The sequence below is a fragment of the Isoptericola sp. NPDC055063 genome (assembly GCF_053608125.1).
The window spans coordinates 242,777-264,217 of record NZ_JBSGUW010000006.1 but is presented as its reverse complement, the minus strand read 5'-3'; the positions used below and the strand labels follow the sequence as shown (position 1 = coordinate 264,217).

General features: G+C 74.8%; 19 protein-coding genes. 11 read left to right on the top strand and 8 right to left on the bottom strand.

Features of this window, described 5'->3' with window-relative positions; genetic code table 11:
- Positions 1-130 precede the first annotated feature (130 nt).
- Positions 131-952 (top strand): transcriptional repressor LexA, encoded by an 822-nt coding sequence (gene lexA / locus ACWF41_RS09770; protein ID WP_380315758.1) that lies wholly within the window; start codon positions 131-133, stop codon positions 950-952.
- Between the two features lie 82 nt (positions 953-1,034).
- Here lexA and ACWF41_RS09765 read toward each other — a convergent pair whose 3' ends face one another.
- The 3 genes from ACWF41_RS09765 to hflX form a co-directional block, all read right to left on the bottom strand.
- On the bottom strand, positions 1,035-1,994 hold the full coding sequence (locus ACWF41_RS09765) for an L-lactate dehydrogenase (RefSeq protein WP_380315761.1): 960 nt from the start codon (positions 1,992-1,994) through the stop codon (positions 1,035-1,037).
- 9 nt (positions 1,995-2,003) lie between these two features.
- Positions 2,004-4,061, bottom strand: coding sequence for an ATP-dependent DNA helicase (locus ACWF41_RS09760; protein ID WP_380315764.1), 2,058 nt, complete (start codon positions 4,059-4,061; stop codon positions 2,004-2,006).
- 99 nt (positions 4,062-4,160) lie between these two features.
- Positions 4,161-5,726 (bottom strand): GTPase HflX, encoded by a 1,566-nt coding sequence (gene hflX / locus ACWF41_RS09755; protein WP_380315767.1) that lies wholly within the window; start codon positions 5,724-5,726, stop codon positions 4,161-4,163.
- Positions 5,727-5,875: 149 nt separating this feature from the next.
- Between hflX and ACWF41_RS09750 the strand changes: the two genes are divergently transcribed.
- On the top strand, positions 5,876-6,478 hold the full coding sequence (locus ACWF41_RS09750) for a class I SAM-dependent methyltransferase (RefSeq protein WP_380315770.1): 603 nt from the start codon (positions 5,876-5,878) through the stop codon (positions 6,476-6,478).
- Positions 6,479-6,490: 12 nt separating this feature from the next.
- Here ACWF41_RS09750 and dapF read toward each other — a convergent pair whose 3' ends face one another.
- Both dapF and miaA read right to left on the bottom strand, forming a co-directional pair.
- Positions 6,491-7,417: a diaminopimelate epimerase gene (dapF, locus tag ACWF41_RS09745; protein WP_380315773.1), complete on the bottom strand. Its 927-nt coding sequence runs from the start codon at positions 7,415-7,417 to the stop codon at positions 6,491-6,493.
- Complete coding sequence (gene miaA / locus ACWF41_RS09740) at positions 7,414-8,475, bottom strand: tRNA (adenosine(37)-N6)-dimethylallyltransferase MiaA (protein ID WP_380315876.1); 1,062 nt, start codon at positions 8,473-8,475, stop codon at positions 7,414-7,416. The genes dapF and miaA overlap by 4 nt, the downstream gene beginning before the upstream one ends.
- A gap of 151 nt (positions 8,476-8,626) precedes the next feature.
- On the opposite strand from miaA, the gene ACWF41_RS09735 reads away from it, so the two are divergent.
- Genes ACWF41_RS09735 through ACWF41_RS09725 form a run of 3 tightly spaced genes read left to right on the top strand, consistent with a single transcriptional unit; the run spans position 8,627 to position 13,031 of the window.
- Complete coding sequence (locus tag ACWF41_RS09735) at positions 8,627-9,106, top strand: type III secretion system chaperone family protein (RefSeq protein ID WP_380315776.1); 480 nt, start codon at positions 8,627-8,629, stop codon at positions 9,104-9,106.
- Positions 9,103-11,049, top strand: a complete 1,947-nt coding sequence (locus ACWF41_RS09730) for an HSP90 family protein (protein WP_380315778.1) — start codon at positions 9,103-9,105, stop codon at positions 11,047-11,049. Before ACWF41_RS09735 ends, ACWF41_RS09730 begins: the two co-directional genes overlap by 4 nt.
- On the top strand, positions 11,046-13,031 hold the full coding sequence (locus ACWF41_RS09725; RefSeq protein ID WP_380315780.1) for a hypothetical protein: 1,986 nt from the start codon (positions 11,046-11,048) through the stop codon (positions 13,029-13,031). Before ACWF41_RS09730 ends, ACWF41_RS09725 begins: the two co-directional genes overlap by 4 nt.
- Before the next feature lie 96 nt (positions 13,032-13,127).
- On the opposite strand, the gene ACWF41_RS09720 is transcribed toward ACWF41_RS09725, so the two are convergent.
- Positions 13,128-13,877 (bottom strand): hypothetical protein, encoded by a 750-nt coding sequence (locus tag ACWF41_RS09720; protein ID WP_380315782.1) that lies wholly within the window; start codon positions 13,875-13,877, stop codon positions 13,128-13,130.
- 119 nt (positions 13,878-13,996) lie between these two features.
- On the opposite strand from ACWF41_RS09720, the gene ACWF41_RS09715 reads away from it, so the two are divergent.
- Both ACWF41_RS09715 and ACWF41_RS09710 read left to right on the top strand, forming a co-directional pair.
- Entirely contained in the window at positions 13,997-14,575 is a 579-nt protein-coding gene (locus ACWF41_RS09715; RefSeq protein WP_380315784.1) for a YbjN domain-containing protein, read from the top strand.
- Positions 14,572-15,159, top strand: a complete 588-nt coding sequence (locus ACWF41_RS09710; protein WP_380315787.1) for a type III secretion system chaperone family protein — start codon at positions 14,572-14,574, stop codon at positions 15,157-15,159. The genes ACWF41_RS09715 and ACWF41_RS09710 overlap by 4 nt, the downstream gene beginning before the upstream one ends.
- 45 nt (positions 15,160-15,204) lie before the next feature.
- Here the strand turns inward: ACWF41_RS09710 and miaB are convergent, their stop codons facing one another.
- A complete protein-coding gene (gene miaB, locus ACWF41_RS09705) occupies positions 15,205-16,848 on the bottom strand; it encodes a tRNA (N6-isopentenyl adenosine(37)-C2)-methylthiotransferase MiaB (protein WP_380315790.1) in 1,644 nt (547 codons plus the stop codon).
- A gap of 188 nt (positions 16,849-17,036) precedes the next feature.
- Between miaB and ACWF41_RS09700 the strand changes: the two genes are divergently transcribed.
- From ACWF41_RS09700 to ACWF41_RS09685, 4 genes are all read left to right on the top strand, one after another.
- The gene (locus tag ACWF41_RS09700; RefSeq protein WP_380315793.1) at positions 17,037-17,831 is read left to right on the top strand and encodes an amino acid ABC transporter ATP-binding protein; all 795 of its coding nucleotides are present in this window, start codon (positions 17,037-17,039) and stop codon (positions 17,829-17,831) included.
- A 56-nt stretch (positions 17,832-17,887) separates the two neighbouring features.
- A complete protein-coding gene (locus ACWF41_RS09695) occupies positions 17,888-18,739 on the top strand; it encodes a glutamate ABC transporter substrate-binding protein (RefSeq protein ID WP_380315796.1) in 852 nt (283 codons plus the stop codon).
- A 162-nt stretch (positions 18,740-18,901) separates the two neighbouring features.
- Positions 18,902-19,591 (top strand): amino acid ABC transporter permease, encoded by a 690-nt coding sequence (locus ACWF41_RS09690; RefSeq protein ID WP_380315799.1) that lies wholly within the window; start codon positions 18,902-18,904, stop codon positions 19,589-19,591.
- Positions 19,588-20,505: an amino acid ABC transporter permease gene (locus ACWF41_RS09685; RefSeq protein ID WP_380315802.1), complete on the top strand. Its 918-nt coding sequence runs from the start codon at positions 19,588-19,590 to the stop codon at positions 20,503-20,505. Before ACWF41_RS09690 ends, ACWF41_RS09685 begins: the two co-directional genes overlap by 4 nt.
- 157 nt (positions 20,506-20,662) lie before the next feature.
- On the opposite strand, the gene ACWF41_RS09680 is transcribed toward ACWF41_RS09685, so the two are convergent.
- Complete coding sequence (locus ACWF41_RS09680; protein ID WP_380315805.1) at positions 20,663-21,433, bottom strand: regulatory protein RecX; 771 nt, start codon at positions 21,431-21,433, stop codon at positions 20,663-20,665.
- Between the last annotated feature and the right edge of the window lie 8 nt (positions 21,434-21,441).

Here is a 21,441-nt window from a genome sequence, read left to right as displayed (position 1 = left end):
TCGAGGCCTGATCGAACAGATGTTTGATGTCGGGCCGGAACTGGCCTAGAGTGACCAGCAGCGCGATGGAAGGTTTGTCGGATTTCATCGGCCCGTCAGCGGGCCGCGCCCCTGCAGGACGGAGAACGCGATGACCAGCGGACGGGACCACGCCCCGGCGTCCACGACGGTTGCCACGCCGTGGCCGGCGCAGCAGGAGACCCCTGAGGACACGTCGACAGCGGAGACGGCGCTCGCCTCGGTGAGCGAGATCGCCCCGGCGGCCGACCGGCTCACGCCGCGCCAGCGCCGTGTGCTCGAGACGATCCGCCGCTCCGTCGAGGACCGCGGCTACCCCCCGACCATGCGGGAGATCGGCGAGGCCGTGGGTCTCGCCAGCCCCTCGTCCGTCAAGCATCAGCTGACGACGCTGGAGCGCAAGGGCTTCCTGCGCCGTGACCCGAACCGGCCCCGCGCGATCGAGGTCGTCGACCCCGAGGCACCCGCCGCGACCGACGGCGGGACCCCGGCGTTCGCGCCGCGCACCCCGGGGTTCGCCGCCGGCTCGGTCGCGGGCTCCGACGCACAGCCCGCCGAGGCCCCGTCCTACGTCCCGCTCGTGGGCCGGATCGCGGCGGGCGGCCCGATCCTCGCCGAGCAGGTCGTCGAGGACGTCTTCCCGCTCCCCCGCCAGGTCGTGGGCGACGGCGAGCTGTTCCTGCTCAAGGTGGCGGGCGACTCGATGGTCGACGCGGCCATCTGCGACGGCGACTGGGTGGTCGTCCGCAGCCAGCCGGTCGCGGAGAACGGCGAGGTCGTCGCCGCCATGATCGACGGCGAGGCGACGGTCAAGACGTTCAAGCAGTCCGGCGGGCACACGTGGCTCATGCCGCAGAATGCCGCCTACTCCCCCATCCCGGGCGACGACGCCCAGGTGCTCGGCCGGGTGGTGGCCGTGCTCCGCAGCCTCTGAGCGCGACGCCGCACCCCGACGGCGCGACGAACCCCCGGCCCGTGCGGGCCGGGGGTTAGTCGCGTCAGGGCCGCGTCGCGGGTCAGAACCCGAGCCGGCGCTGCACCTCGCGCATGCCCTCGGCCGACGCCCGCAGGCCGGCGACCTCGTCGTCGGACAGCGGGGTGTCGATCGTCTCCGCCACGCCGCGCCGGTCCACCAGGGACGGCACCGAGAGGCAGACGTCGCTGATGCCGTAGAAGCCGTCCAGGCGGGACGACACGTTCATCACGCGGTGCTCGTCGTTCAGGACCGCCTCGATGATGCGGGTGGCTGCCAGGCCCACGGCGTAGTTGGTGGCCCCCTTGCCGGCGATGACCCGGTAGGCCGACTCCACGACGTCCGTGGCGATCCGGTGCCGGGCGGGCTCGTCGAGCGGCGGCCGACCACGGAAGGGGCGCCAGTCCAGCAGCGGCACCCCGGCGATCGTCGCCGAGCTCCACAGCACGATCTCCGAGTCGCCGTGCTCGCCCGCGATGTTCGCGTGCACGTTGCCGACCGCGACCCCGCAGTGGCGGGCGAGCGCGTCGCGCAGCCGGGAGGAGTCCAGGACCGTGCCGCTGCCGAACACCCGCTCGGCCGGCAGGCCGCTGATCTCCTGCGCCGCGTACGTCACCACGTCGACGGGGTTGGTCACCATGAGGTAGATCGCGTCCGGCGCGACCTCCAGCAGCCGCGGCAGGATCGTGCGGGTGAGGCCCACCGTCGCCTCGGCCAGGTCCAGGCGACTCTGGCCCGGCTTCTGCTTGGCGCCGGCGGTGACGGCCACGACGTCGGCTCCGCGGCACACCTCGACGTCGTCGGAGCCTTCGATCTCCGCCTGCGGGATGAACATGCTCCCGTGCCTCAGGTCGAGGACCTCGGCCTCGACCTTGGCGCGGTTGACGTCCATCAGGGCGATGGAGCGTGCCGCCCCTCGGGCGAGCGCTGCGTACGCGAGGGTGGAGCCCACCGCGCCGGCGCCGACGATCGCGAGCTTGGTCGTGCTGCGTGTGCCGTCCACGCGCCCAGGCTAGGTGTCCAGCCGCCGCAGCGCAGCACGGACCAGCTCGCCGTCGGTCGTGGGCCAGAAGTCTGGCATCGACCGCGTCAGGAACGACCCGTAGCGGGCCGTCGCGAGGCGCGGGTCGAGGACCGCGACCACGCCGCGATCGTCCCCCGTGCGCACGAGGCGTCCCGCCCCCTGGGCCAGCAGGAGGGCGGCGTGCGTGGCCGAGACCTGCATGAACCCGTTCCCGCCCGCCTGCTCGACCGAGCGGGCCCGCGCGGCCTTCACCGGATCGTCGGGGCGCGGGAACGGGATCCGGTCGACGAGCACGAGCTGGCAGCTGGGCCCGGGGACGTCCACGCCCTGCCAGAGCGAGAGGGTGCCGAAGAGGCACGTGGCCGGGTCGTCCGCGAACGCCTTCACGAGGGTGGGCAGCTGGTCGTCGCCCTGGCACAGGATCGGCACGTCGAGCCGCTCGCGCATCGCCTCGGCCGCCGCGACCGCCGCGCGCCGGGACGAGAACAGCCCGAGGGTGCGGCCGCCGGCCGCCTTGACGAGCCCCGCGATCTCGTCGAGCTGCGCGTCGGTGGTCGGCTCGCGGCCCGGGGCGGGCAGATGGCGGGCCACGTAGAGGATCCCCTGGCGCGGGTAGTCGAAGGGGCTGCCCACGTCGAGGCCCGTCCAGTCCGGTGTCTCGCCCGTGCCGCCCGACCCCGCGAGGCCCAGGGACCGCGCCACCGGGTCGAAGGTGCCGCCGAGGGCGAGGGTCGCGGAGGTGAAGACGCCCGTGGCCTCCCCGAGCAGGTGGGTGCGGATGAGGCCCGCCACCGCCAGCGGCGCTGCGTGCAGCCGGGTGACGCCGTCCCCGGCCCAGGGCGCGTTCTCGGGCGGCCGGGAGCACCACAGGACGTCGGCCGTCGTGTCCTGGGCCGCCATGCGCTCCGCGACCTCGAAGAGCTGCAGCACGGCGGACTGCGCCATCTTCATCCCCGCGTCCGGCGCTGACTGGCCCTTGGACTCGCCTGCGGGCTTGAGCCGGGTGAGGAGCTCGCGTGCGGCATCGCGCACGGCGGCGACGGCGGCGCGCAGCTCGTCGGGCAGGCCCAGGGGGAAGCGCTCCGCCGGGGCCGTGGCGAGCAGCGTGCCGAGCTGCTGGGACGCCGCGTCGAGCGCCGAGGTCTCGGTGCCCCCGTGGCGGCGCGCGAGGCGCGCGGCGTGCTCCACGACGGTCAGGGACAGGTCCACGGTGGCGGCCGCGGTGACCCGCTCCGCCAGCTCGTGGGCCTCGTCGACGACGACGGCGTCGTGCTCGGGCAGGACACCCGGGCTGCCGGAGACCGCGATGCCGAGCATGGCGTGGTTCGTGACGACGACGTCCGCCTCGCGCGCCGCCGCACGGGCGTGCTCGGGGAAGCACTCCGTGAGCAGCGGGCACCGCTGGCCCAGGCACTCCAGGGCCGTGACCGAGACCTGTCTCCAGGCCCGGTCCGGGACGCCGGGGACGAGATCGTCGCGGTCGCCGGTGTCGGTCTCGTCCGCCCAGGCGTGCAGGCGGCGCACGTGGTCGGCGAGGCTGGCGGCGTCGTCGCGACCGCCCCGGCCGCGCGCGCCTGTGGGCGCAGGGTGCTGCTCCGCGCCGGCACCCTCGCCGGGGCCGGGATCGGCGGGCAGGTCGAACAGGGTGGCGCCCTCGACCGGGTACCCGCCGGTGACCTTGTGCTTGCACAGGTAGTTGTGCCAACCCTTGAGCAGCGCCACCTTGGGCGCGCGGGGCAGCTTCGGGCCGACCGCCTCGGCGACGAGGGGCAGGTCGCGCGTCACGACCTGGCGCTGGAGCGCCAGGGTGGCCGTCGAGACGATGACGCGCTTGCCGTCGACGACGGCGTGGCGCACGGCGGGCACCAGGTAGGCGAGCGACTTGCCGGTGCCGGTCCCGGCCTGGACGAGCAGGTGCCGGCCTTGCTCGACGGACTCCGCGACGGCCGCCGCCATCTGGTGCTGCCCGTCGCGCCGGCCGCCGCCGAGCGCCCCCACCGCCAGGTCGAGGAGCTGCTGGGCGTCGGGGGTGTCGGCGGAGGTCACCCGACGATCCTAGGGCGGGCCACCGACCGACCGACGCCGTGCGCCGACGACGGTGGACGGCCGCGGACGCGCCCGAAGGGGCCGCCCGCGGCCGGACGTTCAGCCCGCGACGGCGACGTGCCGCAGCTCCGCCGCCAGGCTCTCGTCGACGCGGCCGCGCAGGCGCGTGCCCTCGGCGAGGTGCTCCTCCGCGACGGAGCCGCCGGTCTCGTGCGCGCGGTGCACGAGGTCGCCGCGGGAGTACGGCACCACGAGATCGATCTCGACCTGGGGCTGGGGCAGCTCGGCGGCCACCAGCTCGCGCAGCTCGGCCATGCCCTCGCCCGAGTGGGCGGACACGACGACGCTGTGCCGCTCGCGGCGCTGCACGCGGCCGACCACGGCCGGGTCGGCGACGTCGGCCTTGTTCAGCACCACGACCTCGCGCACGTCGGCGATCCCGGGGATCTCCGCCAGCACCTCGCGCACCGCGGCGATCTGCCCCTCGGGGTCCGGGTGGGAGACGTCGACCACGTGCAGGAGCAGCGCGGCGTCGCCCACCTCCTCGAGCGTGGAACGGAACGCCTCGACGAGCTGGTGCGGCAGGTGCCGCACGAACCCGACGGTGTCGGTGAGCGTGTACGGGCGCCCGTCCTCGGTGCGCGCCTTGCGGACGGTGGGATCCAGCGTGGCGAACAGGGCGTTCTCCACGAGGACGCCCGCGTCGGTCATCGCGTTGAGCAGCGAGGACTTGCCCGCGTTGGTGTAGCCCGCGATCGCGACGTTCGGCACGCCGTGCCGCCTGCGGTCGAGCCGCTTCGTCTCGCGCCCCGGCGCCATCGCGGCGATCTCGCGACGCAGCTTGGCCATGCGGTTGCGGATCCGCCGACGGTCCAGCTCGATCTTCGTCTCACCGGGGCCGCGGGAGCCCATGCCGGCGCCCTGGCCGCCCACCTGGCCACCGGCCTGGCGGGACATCGAGTCGCCCCAGCCGCGCAGGCGCGGCAGCAGGTACTCGAGCTGGGCGAGCTCGACCTGCGCCTTGCCCTCCCGCGACTTGGCGTGCTGGGCGAAGATGTCGAGGATCAGCGCGGTCCGGTCGACGACCTTGACCTTGACGATGTCCTCCAGCGCACGCCGCTGGGAGGGGGCCAGCTCGGTGTCGGCGACCACGGTGTCGGCGCCCAGGGTCGCGACGACGTCGGCCAGCTCGGCCGCCTTGCCGGAGCCGAGGTACGTGCCCGGGTCGGGCTTCTGACGGCGCTGCAGCATGCCGTCGAGGACCTGCGAGCCGGCCGTCTCGGCGAGGGCCGCGAGCTCGCGGAGCGAGACCTCCGCCTCACGGGCCGCCGCCTCGCCGCCGGAGTACAGGCCGACGAGAACGACGCGCTCCAGGCGCAGCTGCCGGTACTCGACCTCGGTGACGTCCTCGAGCTCCGTCGAGAGCCCGGCGACGCGGCGCAGCGAGATGCGCTCCTCCAGGTCGAGCTGGTCGCCGTCGTGCGCCGTGTGCACCGTGGCACCCTCGGAGCGCGCCGTCCCGGCCCGAGCGAGCACCCGAGCCACGACGTCCTGCGCGATGGCCTGCGCGTCGCGCTCCGCGGCGCGCCGGTCGGCCGCGGAGGTCTCCGCGCCGGGATTCTCGTCGGCCTGCGGGGTGTCGGGGTCGGTCGGGGTGTGGGTCAAGGTGTGCCTCTCGGGTCGGGATCGACGGCCTGGCCGTCCTTCTGCTGCAACAAGGGTCCCACGCCAGATCGTCCCGGCGGAGAGAATTTCGCGAGCCGCGTCGTGGTCCGGGACCCGGCCCGGGTCCGCGCGCGACCTAGGATCGGCGGGTGACCGAGCAGCCCGACCACTACTTCACCGCGCGCCCGGCCTCGGACGCCGAGCGCCGTCGCGCCGTCGTCCGGCTCGCGGGCCAGGATGTGGAGGTGGACGTCGCGGGCGGGGTCTTCTCCCCCGGCGGCGTGGACAAGGGCACCCAGGTGCTGCTTCGCGAGGTGCCGGCCTCGCCCGCCACGGGCGACCTCCTCGACCTGGGCTGCGGCTGGGGGCCGATCGCCCTCACGATGGCGCTGACCTCGCCCGACGCCACCGTCTGGGCGGTGGACGTCAACGAGCGCGCGCTTGACCTGCTGCGCTCGACGGCGGACCGGCTGGGCCTGGGGAACGTCCGCGCCGTGCGCGCCGAGGAGGTGCCGGACGACGTGCGGTTCGCCGCGATCTGGTCGAACCCGCCGATCCGCGTGGGCAAGGCGGTGCTGCACGACCTGATGCGCGCGTGGCTCCCCCGCCTCGCGCCCGGTGCGGCCGCGTGGCTGGTGGTGCAGAAGAACCTCGGCTCGGACTCGCTCGCCCGGTGGATCGTCGACGAGCTGGGCCGCGACGTCGAGCGCACCGCCTCGTCGAAGGGCTTCCGCGTCCTGCGGGTCGGTTGACCGACCGGCGTCTCAGAGCTCGGTCTCGCCGCTGAACACGAGCTCCGCCGGACCCGCGAGCTCCACGTGCCCGCCGTCGAGCAGGCGGACCCGCACGAGCCCACCCGGCACCTCGACCTCCCACACGTCCGGCACGGGGCCCGCCGCGCCGGCCAGCGCCCACGTGCGCACCGCGAGCGCCGCGGCGCACGCGCCCGTCCCGCAGGAGCGGGTCTCGCCGACGCCCCGCTCGTGCACCCGCATGCGCAGGCGACCGACCGCGCGCCCGTCGGCGTCCGTGGCCTCCGGCAGGGGCACGACGAGCTCCACGTTGGTGCCCTCGGGGGGCAGCGGGTCGACCTCCGGGGCGCGGGTCAGGTCGGCGTCCGCGAGCTCCTCCTCCCGCGCCAGGGCGACGACCGTGTGCGGGTTGCCCATGTCGACGCTCAGGGCGGGCCGCGGCGCCGCCCAGTCGCGCACCAGCACGGCGGCGTCCGCGCCGCGCCGCGCGGCCTCGTCCCCGCCCGGCAGGGACCAGGCCCCCATGTCGACCGCGTACCAGCCGCCGGGCTCCTTGCGGACCCGTCGCACCCCGGCCCGGGTGCCGAGGGCGAGCTCCTGGCCGTCGGCGAGGTCGGCGAGGCCGAGCTGCTCGGCGAACGCGGTGAAGACGCGCACGCCGTTGCCGCACATCTGCGCGACGGAGCCGTCGGCGTTGCGGTAGTCCATGAACCAGATCGCCGTGGGCTCCTCGGCGAGCACCGCGTCGGCGACCTTCTCCCCGGCGCGCGCGATCGCGGCCGTGGGGGTCAGGCGGATGACGCCGTCGCCGCCGATCCCGCCGCGGCGGTCGGTGAGGCGCCGCACGTGCTCGGGGGTCAGCTCGAGGTCCCCCCGGGTGTCGGCGACCAGCACGAAGTCGTTCTGGGTGCCGTGGCCCTTGGTGAAGCGCAGCGTCATGAGCCCAGACTACGGCGCACGGCCTGCGCGCCGGGCGCAGGCAGCCTGCCGGCGTCGGCGGCGCGGACCACCGCGAGCGCCTGCTCGAGCAGGTCGGGCGACCCGGCGTCGAGCCAGCACACGCGCGGGTCTCGGCCGAACCAGCCCATCTGCTTGCGGGCCAGCCGGCGCGTGTTCGCGACGATCGCCTCGCGGGCGGCGTCCGGGGTGAGCTCCCCGCGCCAGCACGCGAGGAGCTCCGCGTAGCCGACGGCACGGGCCGCCGTCGTGCCCATGCCCGCGCCCGTCCCGCCCTGCGCGGGCGACGCGAGCGACCGCACCTCCTCGACCAGGCCCTCGTCCCACATCCGGTCCACCCGGCCGGCCACCCGGGCGTCGAGCACGGCGCGGTCGCAGTCCAGCCCGATCTGCACGGCCGGGCGGACGTGCTCCTGGCGCGGCAGGTTGGCGGTGTACGGGCGACCGGTGAGCTCGATGACCTCGAGCGCCCGCACGATCCGGCGCGTGTTGTGCGGGCCGATCGACGCGGCGGCGCCGGGGTCGAGCCGGGCGAGCTCGTCGTGCAGCGCGCGCCGCCCCTCGCGCTCGGCGCGTTCCTCGAGGCGGGCCCGCACGTCCGGGTCGGTGCCGGGGAAGTCCATGTGGTCGAGCAGGGCCCGCACGTAGAGGCCGGACCCGCCCACGACGACGGCACGGGCGCCGCGCCCCGCGATGGCGTCGAGGTCGGCGCGGGCCTCGGCCTGGTAGCGCGCGACGGACGCGTCGTCGCGGGGGTCCAGGACGTCGAGCTGGTGGTGGGCGATCCCTCGCCGCTCGGCCTTCGGCACCTTCGCGGTGCCGACGTCCATGCCGCGGTAGAGCTGGAAGGCGTCGGCGTTGACCACCTCGGCGTCGGCCGCGCCCCGCAGGTCGGCCTCACCCTCGGGGGACAGGGCCTGGGCCAGGTCGAGCGCGAGGTCGGACTTCCCGGTGGCGGTGGGGCCGACGACGGCCACGACCACGGGGGCGCCCGGCGGGCTCGGGGCCGGGCTCTGGGCAGGGCTCGGTGCGGGGGGCAGAACGCTCACGCGACGACCCTAGCCCGGGGGCCACGACCCGCTCCGGGCCGCTTGTCGGACGGGCTGCATAGGGTGTCCTTCACCACCCCCACCGCTGCCCGGCGCGACGATCTCCCGCGCGCCGCTGGCCATCGCACGGAACCGAGGACCCATGGGTTACTTCACCAAGCCGACCGACGCGGCCCCCGCCGCCCCCGCCGCGCTGACGCGCGACCGGCTCGAGGCGCTCATGACGCGCCGGGACTGGTACTTCGGCATCGACGACGACGGCGACCTCGGCGGCGTCTGGGACGACAACACGTTCTACTTCCTCCTGGTGGGCGAGCCCCGCGGCATCCTGCAGATCCGCGGCCGCTGGAGCCGCACGCTGCCCCTGGCCGAGCTGGACGCGCTCACGGGGATGCTCAACGCCTGGAACGTGGAGCGGATCTGGCCCAAGGTCTTCGCCCGCCCGGAGGACGACGGCTCGGGAGTCGTCGTGTACGCCGAGGTGGCCACCGACCTGCGCAGCGGCGCGAACGACGAGCAGCTCGAGCGCATCGTCGACTGCGGCCTCGCCACAGGCCTGTCGTTCTTCGAGGCGCTCGACGAGCGGTACCCCGCGCCCGAGACCGCCGGCGACGTGCGGTGAGCAGCGGCACCGACGCGTTCCAGGTCGACCTGCGCGGGCTCGTCGAGCTGCTCAGCCGGCACCTGTACTCCAGCCCGCGGGTCTACCTGCGCGAGCTGCTCCAGAACGGCGTGGACGCGATCACCGCGCGCCGCGCCCTCGACCCCGACGCACCCGCGCGGGTGCTCCTGCGGCCCCTGGACGACGGCGGCCTCGAGGTGCACGACACGGGCGTCGGGCTCACGGCCGACGAGGCGCGCGACCTGCTGGCCACCATCGGCCGCAGCTCGAAGCGGGACGACCCGCTGGACCCCGCCACCGACCCCCTCGAAGGGGCGCTCGGCGGCGGGTTCGGGGGCGGGCGCGAGGAGTTCCTCGGCCAGTTCGGCATCGGGCTGCTGTCGGCGTTCATGGTCGCGGACGAGATCGACCTGGTCTCGCGCTCGGCCCGCTCCCCCGGGGCGCCGCCCGTGCGCTGGCGCGGCTACGCCGACGGCCGGTACGAGCTGACCGAGCTCGACCCCGCCGACCCCGAGGCGCCCGCGGAGCCCGGCAGCGTCGTGCGGCTGCGCCCACTTCGGGACGCGGAGCACTGGCTCGAGCCCGGCACGGTGGCCGCCCTCGCGGCCGACTTCGGCGGCCTGCTGCCGGTGGACGTGTCGATCGAGACGCGCCTGGACGACGGCGGCACCGCCCGTCGCCGGCTCAGCGGGGACGAGCTGCCGTGGCGGCGGGCGTACGCGGACGACGCCGAGCGCCGCCGCGCGCTGGCCGCGTACTGCGAGCGCACGCTCGGCTTCACGCCGCTCGCGCACGTCGACCTCGACCTGCCGGTCGCGGGCCTCACGGGCGTCGCCTTCGTGCTGCCCGCCGCCGTCGCCCCGTCCACCTCGGCGCACCACCGGGTGTCGCTCAAGCGGATGCTGCTCGGCACGGGCGTCGAGGGGCTGCTGCCCGACTGGGCGTTCTTCGTGCGCTGCGTCGTGGACGCCTCGGCGCTGCGCCCGACGGCGTCGCGCGAGGGCCTGTTCGAGGACGAGATCCTGCTCGCCGCGCGCGAGGCGCTCGGCGAGCGCGTGCGCGCCTGGACGATCGAGACGCTCGCCGAGCCGTCGCCGCTGGGCCGCGCCTTCCTGTCCACCCACCACCTCGCCGTCCGCGCCCTGGCCGTGCAGGACGACGCGATGCTCGACCTCGCCGCCCGCGTGCTGCCGTTCGAGACCACCGTCGGCACCCGCACGCTCGCCGACCTGGCCCAGCCCGCCGACGGCGATGCGCCGGCGCGCGTGCTGTGGACCACGAGCGTCGAGGAGTACCGCCGGGTCGCCGCCGTCGCGGCCGCGCAGGGGCTGCCCGTGCTCAACGCGGGCTACGTGTACGACGCCGACCTGCTGGCCCGCGTCGCCCGTCGGCACCCGGCCTGGCGCCTCGCCCCCGTCGCGCCGGGCGACCTGGAGGCCGTCCTCGCGGCGGTGGCGCCGGTGCGCGAGCTCGAGGTGACGGACGCCCTGTCCGCGCTGCGCGACGACCTGGCCGACCAGGACTGCGACGTCGAGCTGCGCGTCTTCGAGCCCGCCGAGGTGCCCGCGCTGCTCCTGTCCGACCGGGACGGCGAGCACACGCGCCAGGCCCGGGAGGCGGCCACGCCGGTCGACGGCACCACGGACGTGTGGGGCGCGGTCCTCGCCGGCCTCACCGGGCCGGCCCGGGCACGACGGCTGGTGCTGAACGACGCCAACCCGACGGTCCGCGCCCTGCTCGCCGCCGGGGACGCCCCGGTCCGCGCGGCCGGGGCCCGCTCGCTCTACGTCACGGCGCTCCTCGCCTCCGGCCGCCCGCTCGCGGGCCCGGAGGCCGGGCTGCTCGACGACGCCCTGCGCACGCTCCTCGAGCGCGCGCTGCCCGCCCCGCCCCACCACCCGGGCACCCAGTCCAGCCACGAGACCGAGGACGACGCACGATGACCCGCACCCTGGACGAGGCGAACAGTGCCGTCTCGACGATCATGAGCATGCCGTACGGCGTCGCCCGCAGCGCCGCCGCGGAGCAGGAGGCCGCGCGCATCACCGCGGAGGGGCCGGACGAGGCGCGGGCGTACGCCCTGTTCGCACTGGTCGACTCGTACACGTCGACCCCGGAGGCGGAGAAGGCGTTCCTGCCCTTCACGCAGCTGGTGCGTTGGTGGGACGAGCACCCGGAGCTCTTCGACGGCAGCGACCAGCACTCGCTCTTCTGGTCGTTCAAGTGGATGGTCGGGCTGCTCGCCCGCTTCCCCTCCGTCCCGACCGCTCAGATCGACGCGACGCTCGACGACATGGAGCGCCGCTACGCCCTCGCGGGCAACGGGACCAGCGCGGTGGCGGGCGAGCGGTTCGCCTGGCTCCGCTCGCAGGGCGACCCCGGCACCGAAGCCGCCTACCGCACCTGGATCACGACGCCGCGCGACAGCTTCTCCGACTGCGCCGCCTGCACCCCGAGCCAGCAGGCCGAGTACCTGGCCGAGACGGGCCGGGTGCGCGAGGCGGCGGACCTCGTCGTCGCCGCCGCACGCTCGGGAGCGAGCTGCGGGGACGAGCCGGCGGGCATGGAGGCACTGCTGGAGCTGCTCCTGCTGGACCTCGGCGACGCCGACGGCGCCGCCGCCGCGCACCGCAGCGCCATGAGCCACCTCGACGCCGCCGTGTCGAAGGAGATCTCCGTCGCCCGGCACGTGGAGTTCCTCGCCCGCGCCGGCCACCCGGAGCGGGCCCTGCGCCTGCTGCACGCCTACCCCGAGCACCTCACGGTCTCCGACTCACCGGGCGAGCGGCTCGCGGTGCTCACCCACGTGGCGGTCGCCACCGGGGTGCTGCGCGAGACGCGGGGCGACACGGCGGTCCGCCTGCCTGGCGTCCCCGCGACCACGGTCGCCGAGCTCGACGACTGGGCCCGCGCCCAGGTCGCCCCCATCGCAGCCTCCTTCGACGCACGCAACGGCACCGACCGGCACGCACGGCTCCTGGAGGCCGCGTGGGAGCGGCGGTCGCGGCTCCTTCCCGTCGAGATCGGTGTGCTCGCCGCGGCGGCCCGCGCCGCCGCCCAGGCGGCCCCCGAGGTGGCTCCAGCGGCCGGCACCGAGGTGCCCGACTTCCCCGCGGGCGTCGACGCGCAGTCCCCCGCGGGCATCGACGTCGGCCTGGTCGTCGACGCCGACCCGGTCTCCGCGGCCCTGGCCCGCGCGGAGGAGACCCCGGACCCCGTCGCGGCGTCGGGCGCCTACCTCGAGGCGTCACGCCTCGCTGAAGAGCTGGGCCGGCTCGAGGACGCCGGCTTCGCGCTCGCCGAGGCGGCGCAGATCGCCGCCGTCCTCGGCGACGACGAGGGCGCGGCCCCCGCCTTCGTTCGCGCGGTCGCGCTGCTCCGCGCGGCCGGCACCGACCCCGTGTTCGCGGGCCCGGTGGTGCGCGCCGCCGCGACCGTACAGGCGCGCACCGGTGACCTGGAGGCCGCGGTGGCCGCCGTCGAGCGAACCCTCGACGACCTCGAGCACGCGACGGACGGGCTCCCCGAGGCGCCCACACCCGACCTCGCGCAGCAGCTGGCCGAGCGGCGCGGCGCACAGGTGACGGCCGAGGCACTCCAGCTGCGCGACGTCCGCGCCCGGCTCGTCGCGACCGCCGGCCGGCACGCGGAGGCGGCGGCCGAGGCGGAGCGCGTCGCCGAGGAGCTCGGCCGCGCCGGCCTTCTCCGTGACGCCGCCCACGCGTTCTGGCTGACCGGCAGCGCCCGACGCGCGGCCGGAGACGCCGCCTCGGCCGCGGACCCGCTGCGAGCGGCCCTGGAGGGCCTGACCGCGGTCGGCGACCGCGACGCGCGCACCGCCGTCGCCGACGAGCTCGTGGGCACGCTGCGAGCCCTCGGGCGCGACGAGGAGGCCGATGCCGTCGCCGCTTCCCTGGTCTCCTGACGTCGTCGGGTCTGCTGACGCCATCGGTCTGCTGACGCCGTCGGTCTGCTGAACCCGTCGGCCCCCACGAGGCCGGAGGCCGGTCCCGCGCGGGCGCTACGCCCGTGCGGGCCGGTCGGCGCCGACGATCTCGCCCTCGGCCACCGGGTAGGACGCCGGGAGGTGCTCGTGCCCGCCCGGTACAGCGCCGACCTGCCAGGCCCAGGCTCCCGGCGCGGCCGTCGCGTCGAGGGCGACGCGGACGGCCGGGGCAAGCGCCAGCGCAGCCGATGCTCCCCGTTCGGCGGCCAGGTCCGCTGCAAGGTCGGAGCCCAGGTCCGGAGCCAGGTCCGCAGCCGTGTCCGGGGTCGGGTCTGCGGCCGCGCCGGACGTCCCGGGGACGGCCCCTCCGGCCACGACGATCCCGCGCGCCCGGCCGAGCGCGGCGCGGGCGTCGGCGCCGGGTCCGTCCGCGCCCACCTCCACCACCACGACGTCGGCCACGTCCGCCTCACGCCCCGCCCGGACGAGCGCCGCCCGCAGGGCGACGAGCGCGACCGACGCCGGCACGTGCGCGGTCGTGGCGCCCGCGTCCGGCCAGCCGGCGACCGCGGGCACCCAGCGGTCCGCCACCCCCGCGCCCGCGAGCGACGGGCGCAGCCGGCCGACCCGGCCGTGCCCGGCGCGCGGGACGGGCGCCAGCACGACGAGAGTTCCGTCACCCGCCGTGGTCGCCGCCGGCCCGGACACGAGACGGTCCAGCGCCTCGTCGACCGCCCGCCGGACGTCGCCCAGCCGGTCGACGTCCCCGCCGGCACCGGGCACGAGCAGGGGCGTTGCGGGCAGGACCACGGCACGGGCTGGCACCCGGCCAACCTACCGCCGCGGCGCGGCGGGTCGCCGCGTCACGCCAGGTGGGCGCCGCGCCCGCACCATCACCCGGTCGCCCGCCTCGTCGTCCGGCCCACGACGTGTAGCGTGGACGGGTGAGGTTCTTCGGTCCACGCCGGGCAAGCAAGGTCCGGCCGACCTCCGTCGGCCGGGACGACGAGTTCGCGGACGACCTGCGCGACGACGAGCTCCACGACCGCATCGAGGGCCTGCTCGCCGACGAGGTCGGCAGCCCGGACGACGTGCTGTCCCCGCTCTCGCGCGACCGCGTCACCGACTGGATGGAACGGTCCGGCTTCTCCTACTTCGTCGACTCGGACGGCGACGTGGGCGGCCTGTGGCACGGCTGGCTCTTCTACTTCCTGGTCCTGGGCGAGCGCGCCGAGGTGCTCCAGGTGCGCGGGCAGTGGCACCGCGACCTGAGCATCGACCGCCTGGGCGAGATCCTCGAGATCTGCAACGAGTGGAACGCCGAGCGGATCTGGCCCAAGGCCTACGTGCGGGTGCGCGACGACGGCTCGGTGGTCGTCTGCGCGGAGGTCACGGTGGACGTGGGCAGCGCGGTCGGCGAGGCGCAGCTCGACCAGTTCCTGCAGTGCGGGCTCAGCACCGGCTCGATGTTCTTCGAGCACCTCGACGGCACGTTCCGTGACCCCCTGCGGGACGCGTCGTGACCGGCACCGACCGGGCGGACGGCGTGGGCCGTCGCGTGCTGCGCGGCGCCCGGCGGGCCGCCGGCGCCGTGGGCCGGGCCGTCCAGGACGCCGGGGCCCGGGTCGCCGCGCGCAGCGAGACGGCTCCCGCCCGGACCGGCCGTCCCGCCGCCGGTCCGCGCCCCCTCTCGAGCGCGCGCGTCGCGGACGACCTCTCGCGCCGTGGCTACCGGTTCCGCACGGACGACGACGGCGACGTCACGGGCACCTGGGACGGCAACCGGTTCTGGTTCCTGCTGCTCGGCGACCACGAGGAGATCCTCCAGGTCCGCGGCCGCTGGGCCGGCACCGTCCCCGAGGGCTCGCGCATGGCGGTGCTGCAGGCGGTCAACGACTGGAACCGCGAACGGGTGTGGCCCAAGGTCTACACCCGCCCGGAGGGCGACGGGCTCGCCCTCTACGCCGAGGTCTCGGCGGACTTCGAGCACGGCGCCACCGACGAGCAGCTCGCCGCGACCGTGTCGTGCGGACTCGTGACGTCGTCCCAGTTCTTCAGCACCGTGGGCGCGCTGGCGCCCGGCCCGGACCCGGACGACCTGGACTGACGGGCCCTGCGCCCGTCGCCGCGCAGCCCCTCGCCGTGCGCGCCCTCAGGCGCGCAGTGAGGGCATCCCCAGCGACACCGGGCCGCCGGAGGCAGCGGCACCGCCGTGGCCGTGCTCGTCCTCACCGCCGCCGAGGCGCGCGGTCTCGCGCTGCGCCCACGCGTCCCCCGAGCGGGTGCGCCGCACGGCGTACGTGCCGCCGTCCAGCGCGGAGTCCGCGATGAGGTGGTGCGGGGCGGCGCGCGTGACGTCCACGGTCACGACGTCGCCCGGCCGCGGAAGGCGCGGGTCGAGCGCGTCGCGGTCGGCCAGCCGCGGGTCGTCGAGCGACGCGGGCGCGCCGGTGGCGCGGTCGTCGCCGGCCAGGACGTCGACCGGCAGCGCGACGTGGACGAGCCGGTTGTCGGGCGCCCGCCCGGACAGGCGGTGCGCCGCGCCGTCCTTCTTGCCGGCACCTTCGGCGACGAGGACCTCCACGGTGCGGCCCACCTGGCGGTCGGCCTCCTCGCCGGCGATGCGCTCCTGGAGCTCCAGAAGGCGCTCGAAGCGCTCCTGCACGACCTCCTTCGGCAGCTGCTCCTCCATGGTCGCGGCGGGGGTCCCCGGGCGCGGCGAGTACTGGAACATGAACGCCGAGCTGAAGCGCGAGGCCTCCACGACGCGCAGCGTGTCGCGGAAGTCCTCCTCGGTCTCGCCCGGGAAGCCGACGATGATGTCGGTGGTGATGGCGGCGTCAGGCATGGCGTCCCGGACCCGGTCCAGGATGCCCAGGAACTTCGCCGACCGGTACGACCGCCGCATCGCGCGCAGCACGCGGTCCGACCCGGACTGGAGCGGCATGTGCAGGCTCGGCATGACGTTGGGGGTCTCGGCCATCGCCTCGATGACGTCGTCCGTGAACGCCGCCGGGTGCGGGGACGTGAACCGCACCCGCTCCAGGCCCTCGATCGCGCCGCAGGCGCGCAGCAGCTTCGCGAACGCTCCCCGGTCGCCGAACTCGACGCCGTAGCTGTTGACGTTCTGGCCCAGCAGGGTCACCTCGACCGCGCCGGCGGCCACGAGCGCCTCCACCTCGGCCAGGACCTCGCCCGGCCGCCGGTCGCGCTCCTTGCCGCGCAGGTGCGGCACGATGCAGAACGTGCACGTGTTGTTGCAGCCGACGGAGATCGAGACCCAGCCCGCGTAGACCGACTCGCGCCGGGTGGGCAGCGTCGAGGGGAAGACCTGCAGCGACTCCGCGATCTCCACCTGGGCCTCGGCGTTGTGTCGCGCGCGCTCGAGCAGCACGGGCAGCGCGTCGAGGTTGTGGGTGCCGAAGACGACGTCGACCCACGGCGCCTTCGAGACGATCTCGCCGCGGTCCTTCTGGGCGAGGCAGCCGCCGACGGCGATCTGCATGCCCGGCCGGTCCGCCTTGATCCCGGCGAGCTGCCCGAGGTTCCCGTAGAGGCGGGTCGCGGCGTTCTCGCGCACGGCGCACGTGTTGATCACGACCACGTCGGCGCGGCTCGCGGCCTCGTCCTCGGCGGTGGCGCGCGCGTACCCGGCCTGCTCGAGCATGCCCGCCATGTGCTCGGAGTCGTGGACGTTCATCTGGCAGCCCAGGGTGCGCACCATGTAGGTGCGACGGCCGGGCGCCTCGTCCGTGGGACGGACCGGCGCGGCGGGGCTCTGCGTGGTACTGGACATCGCCTCTAGGGTACGGTGCCGGACGGCCGGGCCCCGACGAGGCGACCCACCTTCTCCTGCGCGACGTGGTCGACGACGCCAGAGGCTCGGGCCCGCACGCACGTCCGTGCCGGCACTGTTACGCAACCGTTGCGGAACCGCACCCACCGGTGCTGGTCGCGGAAACACCGAGTGGATAGGTTCGACAGATGGATCACGACGGCGCGACCACGACGACCGACCCCGCGGGGTCGTCGTCCTCCCTCGGAGCCCCCCTCGTGGAGCTCAAGGACGTGAACAAGCACTTCGGCGACCTGCACGTGCTGAAGGACATCGACCTCACCGTCCGTCGCGGCGAGGTCCTGGTCGTCATCGGGCCGTCAGGCTCCGGCAAGTCGACGCTCTGCCGCGCGATCAACCGGCTCGAGACGATCGACTCGGGCGAGATCCGCATCGACGGGCAGCCGCTGCCCGAGGAGGGCAGGGCGCTGGCCAAGCTGCGCTCCGACGTCGGGATGGTGTTCCAGTCCTTCAACCTCTTCGCGCACAAGACGATCCTCGAGAACGTCACGCTCGGGCCCGTCAAGGTCCGCCGGGAGAAGACGTCGGCCGCGAAGCAGCGTGCGCTGGAGCTGCTCGACCGGGTCGGGGTGAAGAACCAGGCCCAGAAGATGCCCGCCCAGCTCTCGGGCGGCCAGCAGCAGCGCGTCGCGATCGCCCGGGCGCTGGCCATGAAGCCCAAGGTGATGCTCTTCGACGAGCCCACCTCGGCGCTCGACCCGGAGATGATCAACGAGGTCCTCGACGTCATGGTGGCCCTCGCCAAGGAGGGCATGACGATGATCGTCGTCACCCACGAGATGGGCTTCGCGCGCAAGGCGGCCCACCGCGTCGTCTTCATGGCCGACGGCCAGATCGTCGAGGAGGCCACGCCCGAGGAGTTCTTCACCGCGCCCAAGAGCGACCGGGCGAAGGACTTCCTGTCCAAGATCCTCTCCCACTGACCCCGGCAGGGACCGGAACAACGGGACCGGCCTCTCAACGACGAAGGGTAAGAACGATGCGCACACGACACATGGGTGCCGCCACGCTCGCCGCACTGACCGCACTCACGCTCGCCGCCTGTGGTGGCGGCGACGTCGGCGGCGGCGGTGAGGAGACCGGCGGCTCCGGCGGCGGCGACACCATCAAGATCGGCATCAAGTTCGACCAGCCGGGCCTCGGCCTGCAGGAGGGCAGCGACTACACGGGCTTCGACACCGACGTCGCCCGCTACGTCGCGGACAAGCTCGGCTATTCCGAGGACCAGATCCAGTGGGTCGAGGCGCCGTCGGCCAACCGCGAGACCATGCTGCAGACCGGCCAGGTCGACATGATCTTCGCGACGTACTCCATCACCGACGAGCGCAAGGAGCAGGTCGCGTTCGCGGGCCCGTACTTCGTCGCCGGCCAGGACCTCCTCGTCGCACAGGACAACACGGACATCACCGGCCCGGAGTCGCTCGAGGGCAAGAACCTCTGCTCGGTGACCGGCTCGACCTCCGCGCAGCGGATCAAGGACGAGTACGCCACGGGCGTCCAGCTCGTCGAGCGGCCCAGCTACGTCGAGTGCGTCACCGCGCTCACCGCTGGCCAGGTCGACGCCGTCACGACCGACGACATCATCCTCGCCGGCCTCGCGGCCCAGCCCGCCAACAAGGGCAAGGTCAAGGTCGTGGGCAACCCGTTCTCCGAGGAGAAGTACGGCGTGGGCCTGCCGCAGGACAACGACACCTGCTCCAAGATCAACGACGCCATCACGTCGATGATCGACGACGGCTCGTGGCAGAAGGCGATCGACTCGAACACCGAGGGCACCGGGTACACGCCGAACGCGGACCTCAACCCGCCGACGCCCGAGCCTTGCGCCTGACGTCGACGACCTGACCGATCGGCCGAGGGGAGCGGTGTGCCGCGCCGCTCCCCTCGTTCGTCGGCCACCGTTCGTCGACCACCGCTCGTCGACCACCGCTCGTCGACCACCAGCCCGTCCACCGCGGCCCCGCCGCACCACCCCCCGGGAGGCTGACACACCGTGGGTGACTACCTGTCCCAGTTCGGGGCGCTGCTCGGCGAGTACCCCGTCGCGAGCGCGTTCTGGGTCAACATCCAGCTGACGTTCTGGGCCGCCATCGGGTCGCTCGTCCTCGGCACCCTGCTCGCGCTCATGCGCATCTCCCCCATCGCGAGCCTGCGGTGGGCCGGAGCCGCCTATGTCAACATCCTGCGCAACACGCCGCTGACCGTCATCATGACGTTCCTGTTCCTGGCCGTCTGGACCCAGCTCCAGATCACCCTGTCGGACAACTTCGCCACGAACTTCTTCCTCTTCGGCGTGATCGGCCTCACCGTGTACCACGCGGCGTTCGTGTGCGAGGCGATCCGCTCGGGCGTCAACACCGTGCCCCTCGGCCAGGCCGAGGCTGCCCGCGCGATCGGGCTGCCGTTCCTTCCCTCCGCGCGGCTCATCATCCTGCCGCAGGCGTTCCGCGGGGCCATCGCGCCCCTGGGCAACACCCTCATCGCCCTCCTGAAGAACTCCACGGTGGCCGCCGCGGTGAGCGTCTCGACGGAGACCTCGACCCTCATGCGGGAGATGATCGACAGCAACGCGAACTACATCTACGCGATCTTCGCCCTGTTCGCGATCGGCTTCGTGATCCTCGTGATCCCCATCGGCCTGCTCACCACGTATCTCTCCAACCGACTGGCGGTGCGCCGATGAGCACGCAGCAGACCGTCCTCTTCGACGCGCCCGGTCCCCGCGCGCGCCGCCGCATCCTCCTCGGCAACATCGTGGGGGCGCTCGTCGTGCTCGGCGTCGCCGCGGCCGTCGTGGTCGCCCTCGCGAACAAGGGGCAGTTCGCCGCCGCGCTGTGGAGCCCGATCTTCACGTCGAGCGCGTGGGAGAACTACTTCATCCCCGGCCTGCGGAACACCTTGCGCGCCGCCGGCTGGGCCATCGTCGGGGCCGTCATCTTCGGCCTCATCCTCGGGTCGGGCCGCCTCGCCCGGTCCCGGACCGTCCGCTGGGTCAGCGGCGTGGTCGTGGAGTTCTTCCGCGCTGTCCCCGTGCTGCTGATGATGATCTTCTTCTGGCTGCTGCTCGGCTTCAACCACGTGGAGACGCCCGAGTTCCTCGCGGTCGTGATCGCGCTCATCCTCTACAACGGCTCCGTCATCGCCGAGCTCGTGCGCTCCGGCGTGGGCAACCTGCCCAAGGGGCAGTCGGAGGCGGGCCTCGCGATCGGGCTCACCGGAGGCCAGACCCTGAGGTCCATCCAGCTCCCGCAGGCGCTCATCGCCATGCTGCCCGCCCTGGTCTCGCAGCTCGTGGTCGTGCTGAAGGACTCCGCACTGGGGCAGATCATCAGCTACCCGGAGCTGCTCCGCGCCGCGCAGATCTTCGGGAACCTCAACAGCAACAACCTGCAGACGCTGACGGTGGCCGCGCTCGTGTTCATCGTCATCAACTGGGCGCTCACCGCGGTGGCCCGCTGGCTGTCCCGCTACCTCAGCGGGCGCACGTCCGGCGCGACGGGGACCGGTCCCGGCATCGGCAACCCGACCGCCGTCGCCGGCGGGACGACCGGGCCCGGCAACGCCATCGCCGCCACCGGGGACCCGAGCGCGACCTGACGCCCGGCACGCGCCCCCACGAGGACGGCTGCCCCGGACCCTTCTCGCGCCCGGGGCAGCCGTCGTTCCGTGCGGGGCTCCGATCCCGAGGCGTCATGACCGACGTGGACGTGGCGGCGACGCCACCGAGGCTGCGGAGACCGGGGCAGCGCTCAGGTCAGTCCTCCGCGCCGGGATAGTCGTCGTCGAGGTCGTCGGCGCCGTCCTCCGCGAGCGCGTCCTTCACGACGGCGAACGAGACCCCGGGCGCGTACCCCTTGCGCCCTAGGGCGCCGACAGCCCGCCGCACGCGCACGTCGCGCTCGAGCCCGCGGGTGCGCGCGACGTGCTTGCGGGCGAGGGCGAGGGCGGCCTCGTGCTCGTCGTCGCCGTCCACCTGCTCGAGGGCGTCCGCGGCGGTCTCCTCGTCGATGCCCCGCCTCCGGAGCTCCATCGCGAGGGCGCGGCGCGACAGCCCGCGCTCCGCGTGCCGGGTGCGCACGAGCATGTCCGCGTAGGCCGCGTCGTCGACCAGGCCGACCTCGTCGAACCGGTCGAGCACGGGGGCGACGACCGCCTCCGGGTACCCCTTGCGCGCCAGCGACTGCTCGAGCTCGGCCCGGCTCTTGGGCGCGGCGGTGAGGATCCGCAGCAGCGTCTCGCGGGCCTTCTCCGCGGCGTCCTCGACGCTCAGGTCGCCCGACTCCAGCCGCTCCGCCACGGTGCGCCGCGGCTGGCGGGAGCCCGACCGGCGCCGGCCGCCGGGCCCGTCGCCGGCCTCGTCCTCCGCCACTCCGGCGACGGCGAGTCCCGCGTCATCCGAGGCGGCACCGTCGTCGTCGGGGACGGCGCGGCTCTCGCGCGCGTCGACCCAGCCCTGCGACCGTGCGCCCTGCGGGCGGCCGCGGCGCTTCCCCACGCCGCGACCGCCCAGGGCGTCCGTGGTCACGCGACCCT

Bases quoted from the DNA above. Each gene is read 5' to 3' on its own strand.
- ACWF41_RS09700 (WP_380315793.1), top strand. From the start codon at position 17,037: ATGGATCACGACGGCGCGACCACGACGACCGACCCCGCGGGGTCGTCG.
- lexA (WP_380315758.1), top strand. From the start codon at position 131: ATGACCAGCGGACGGGACCACGCCCCGGCGTCCACGACGGTTGCCACG.
- ACWF41_RS09685 (WP_380315802.1), top strand. From the start codon at position 19,588: ATGAGCACGCAGCAGACCGTCCTCTTCGACGCGCCCGGTCCCCGCGCG.
- ACWF41_RS09735 (WP_380315776.1), top strand. From the start codon at position 8,627: ATGGGTTACTTCACCAAGCCGACCGACGCGGCCCCCGCCGCCCCCGCC.
- ACWF41_RS09695 (WP_380315796.1), top strand. From the start codon at position 17,888: ATGCGCACACGACACATGGGTGCCGCCACGCTCGCCGCACTGACCGCA.
- miaB (WP_380315790.1), bottom strand. From the start codon at position 16,848: ATGTCCAGTACCACGCAGAGCCCCGCCGCGCCGGTCCGTCCCACGGAC.
- ACWF41_RS09725 (WP_380315780.1), top strand. From the start codon at position 11,046: ATGACCCGCACCCTGGACGAGGCGAACAGTGCCGTCTCGACGATCATG.
- dapF (WP_380315773.1), bottom strand. From the start codon at position 7,417: ATGACGCTGCGCTTCACCAAGGGCCACGGCACCCAGAACGACTTCGTG.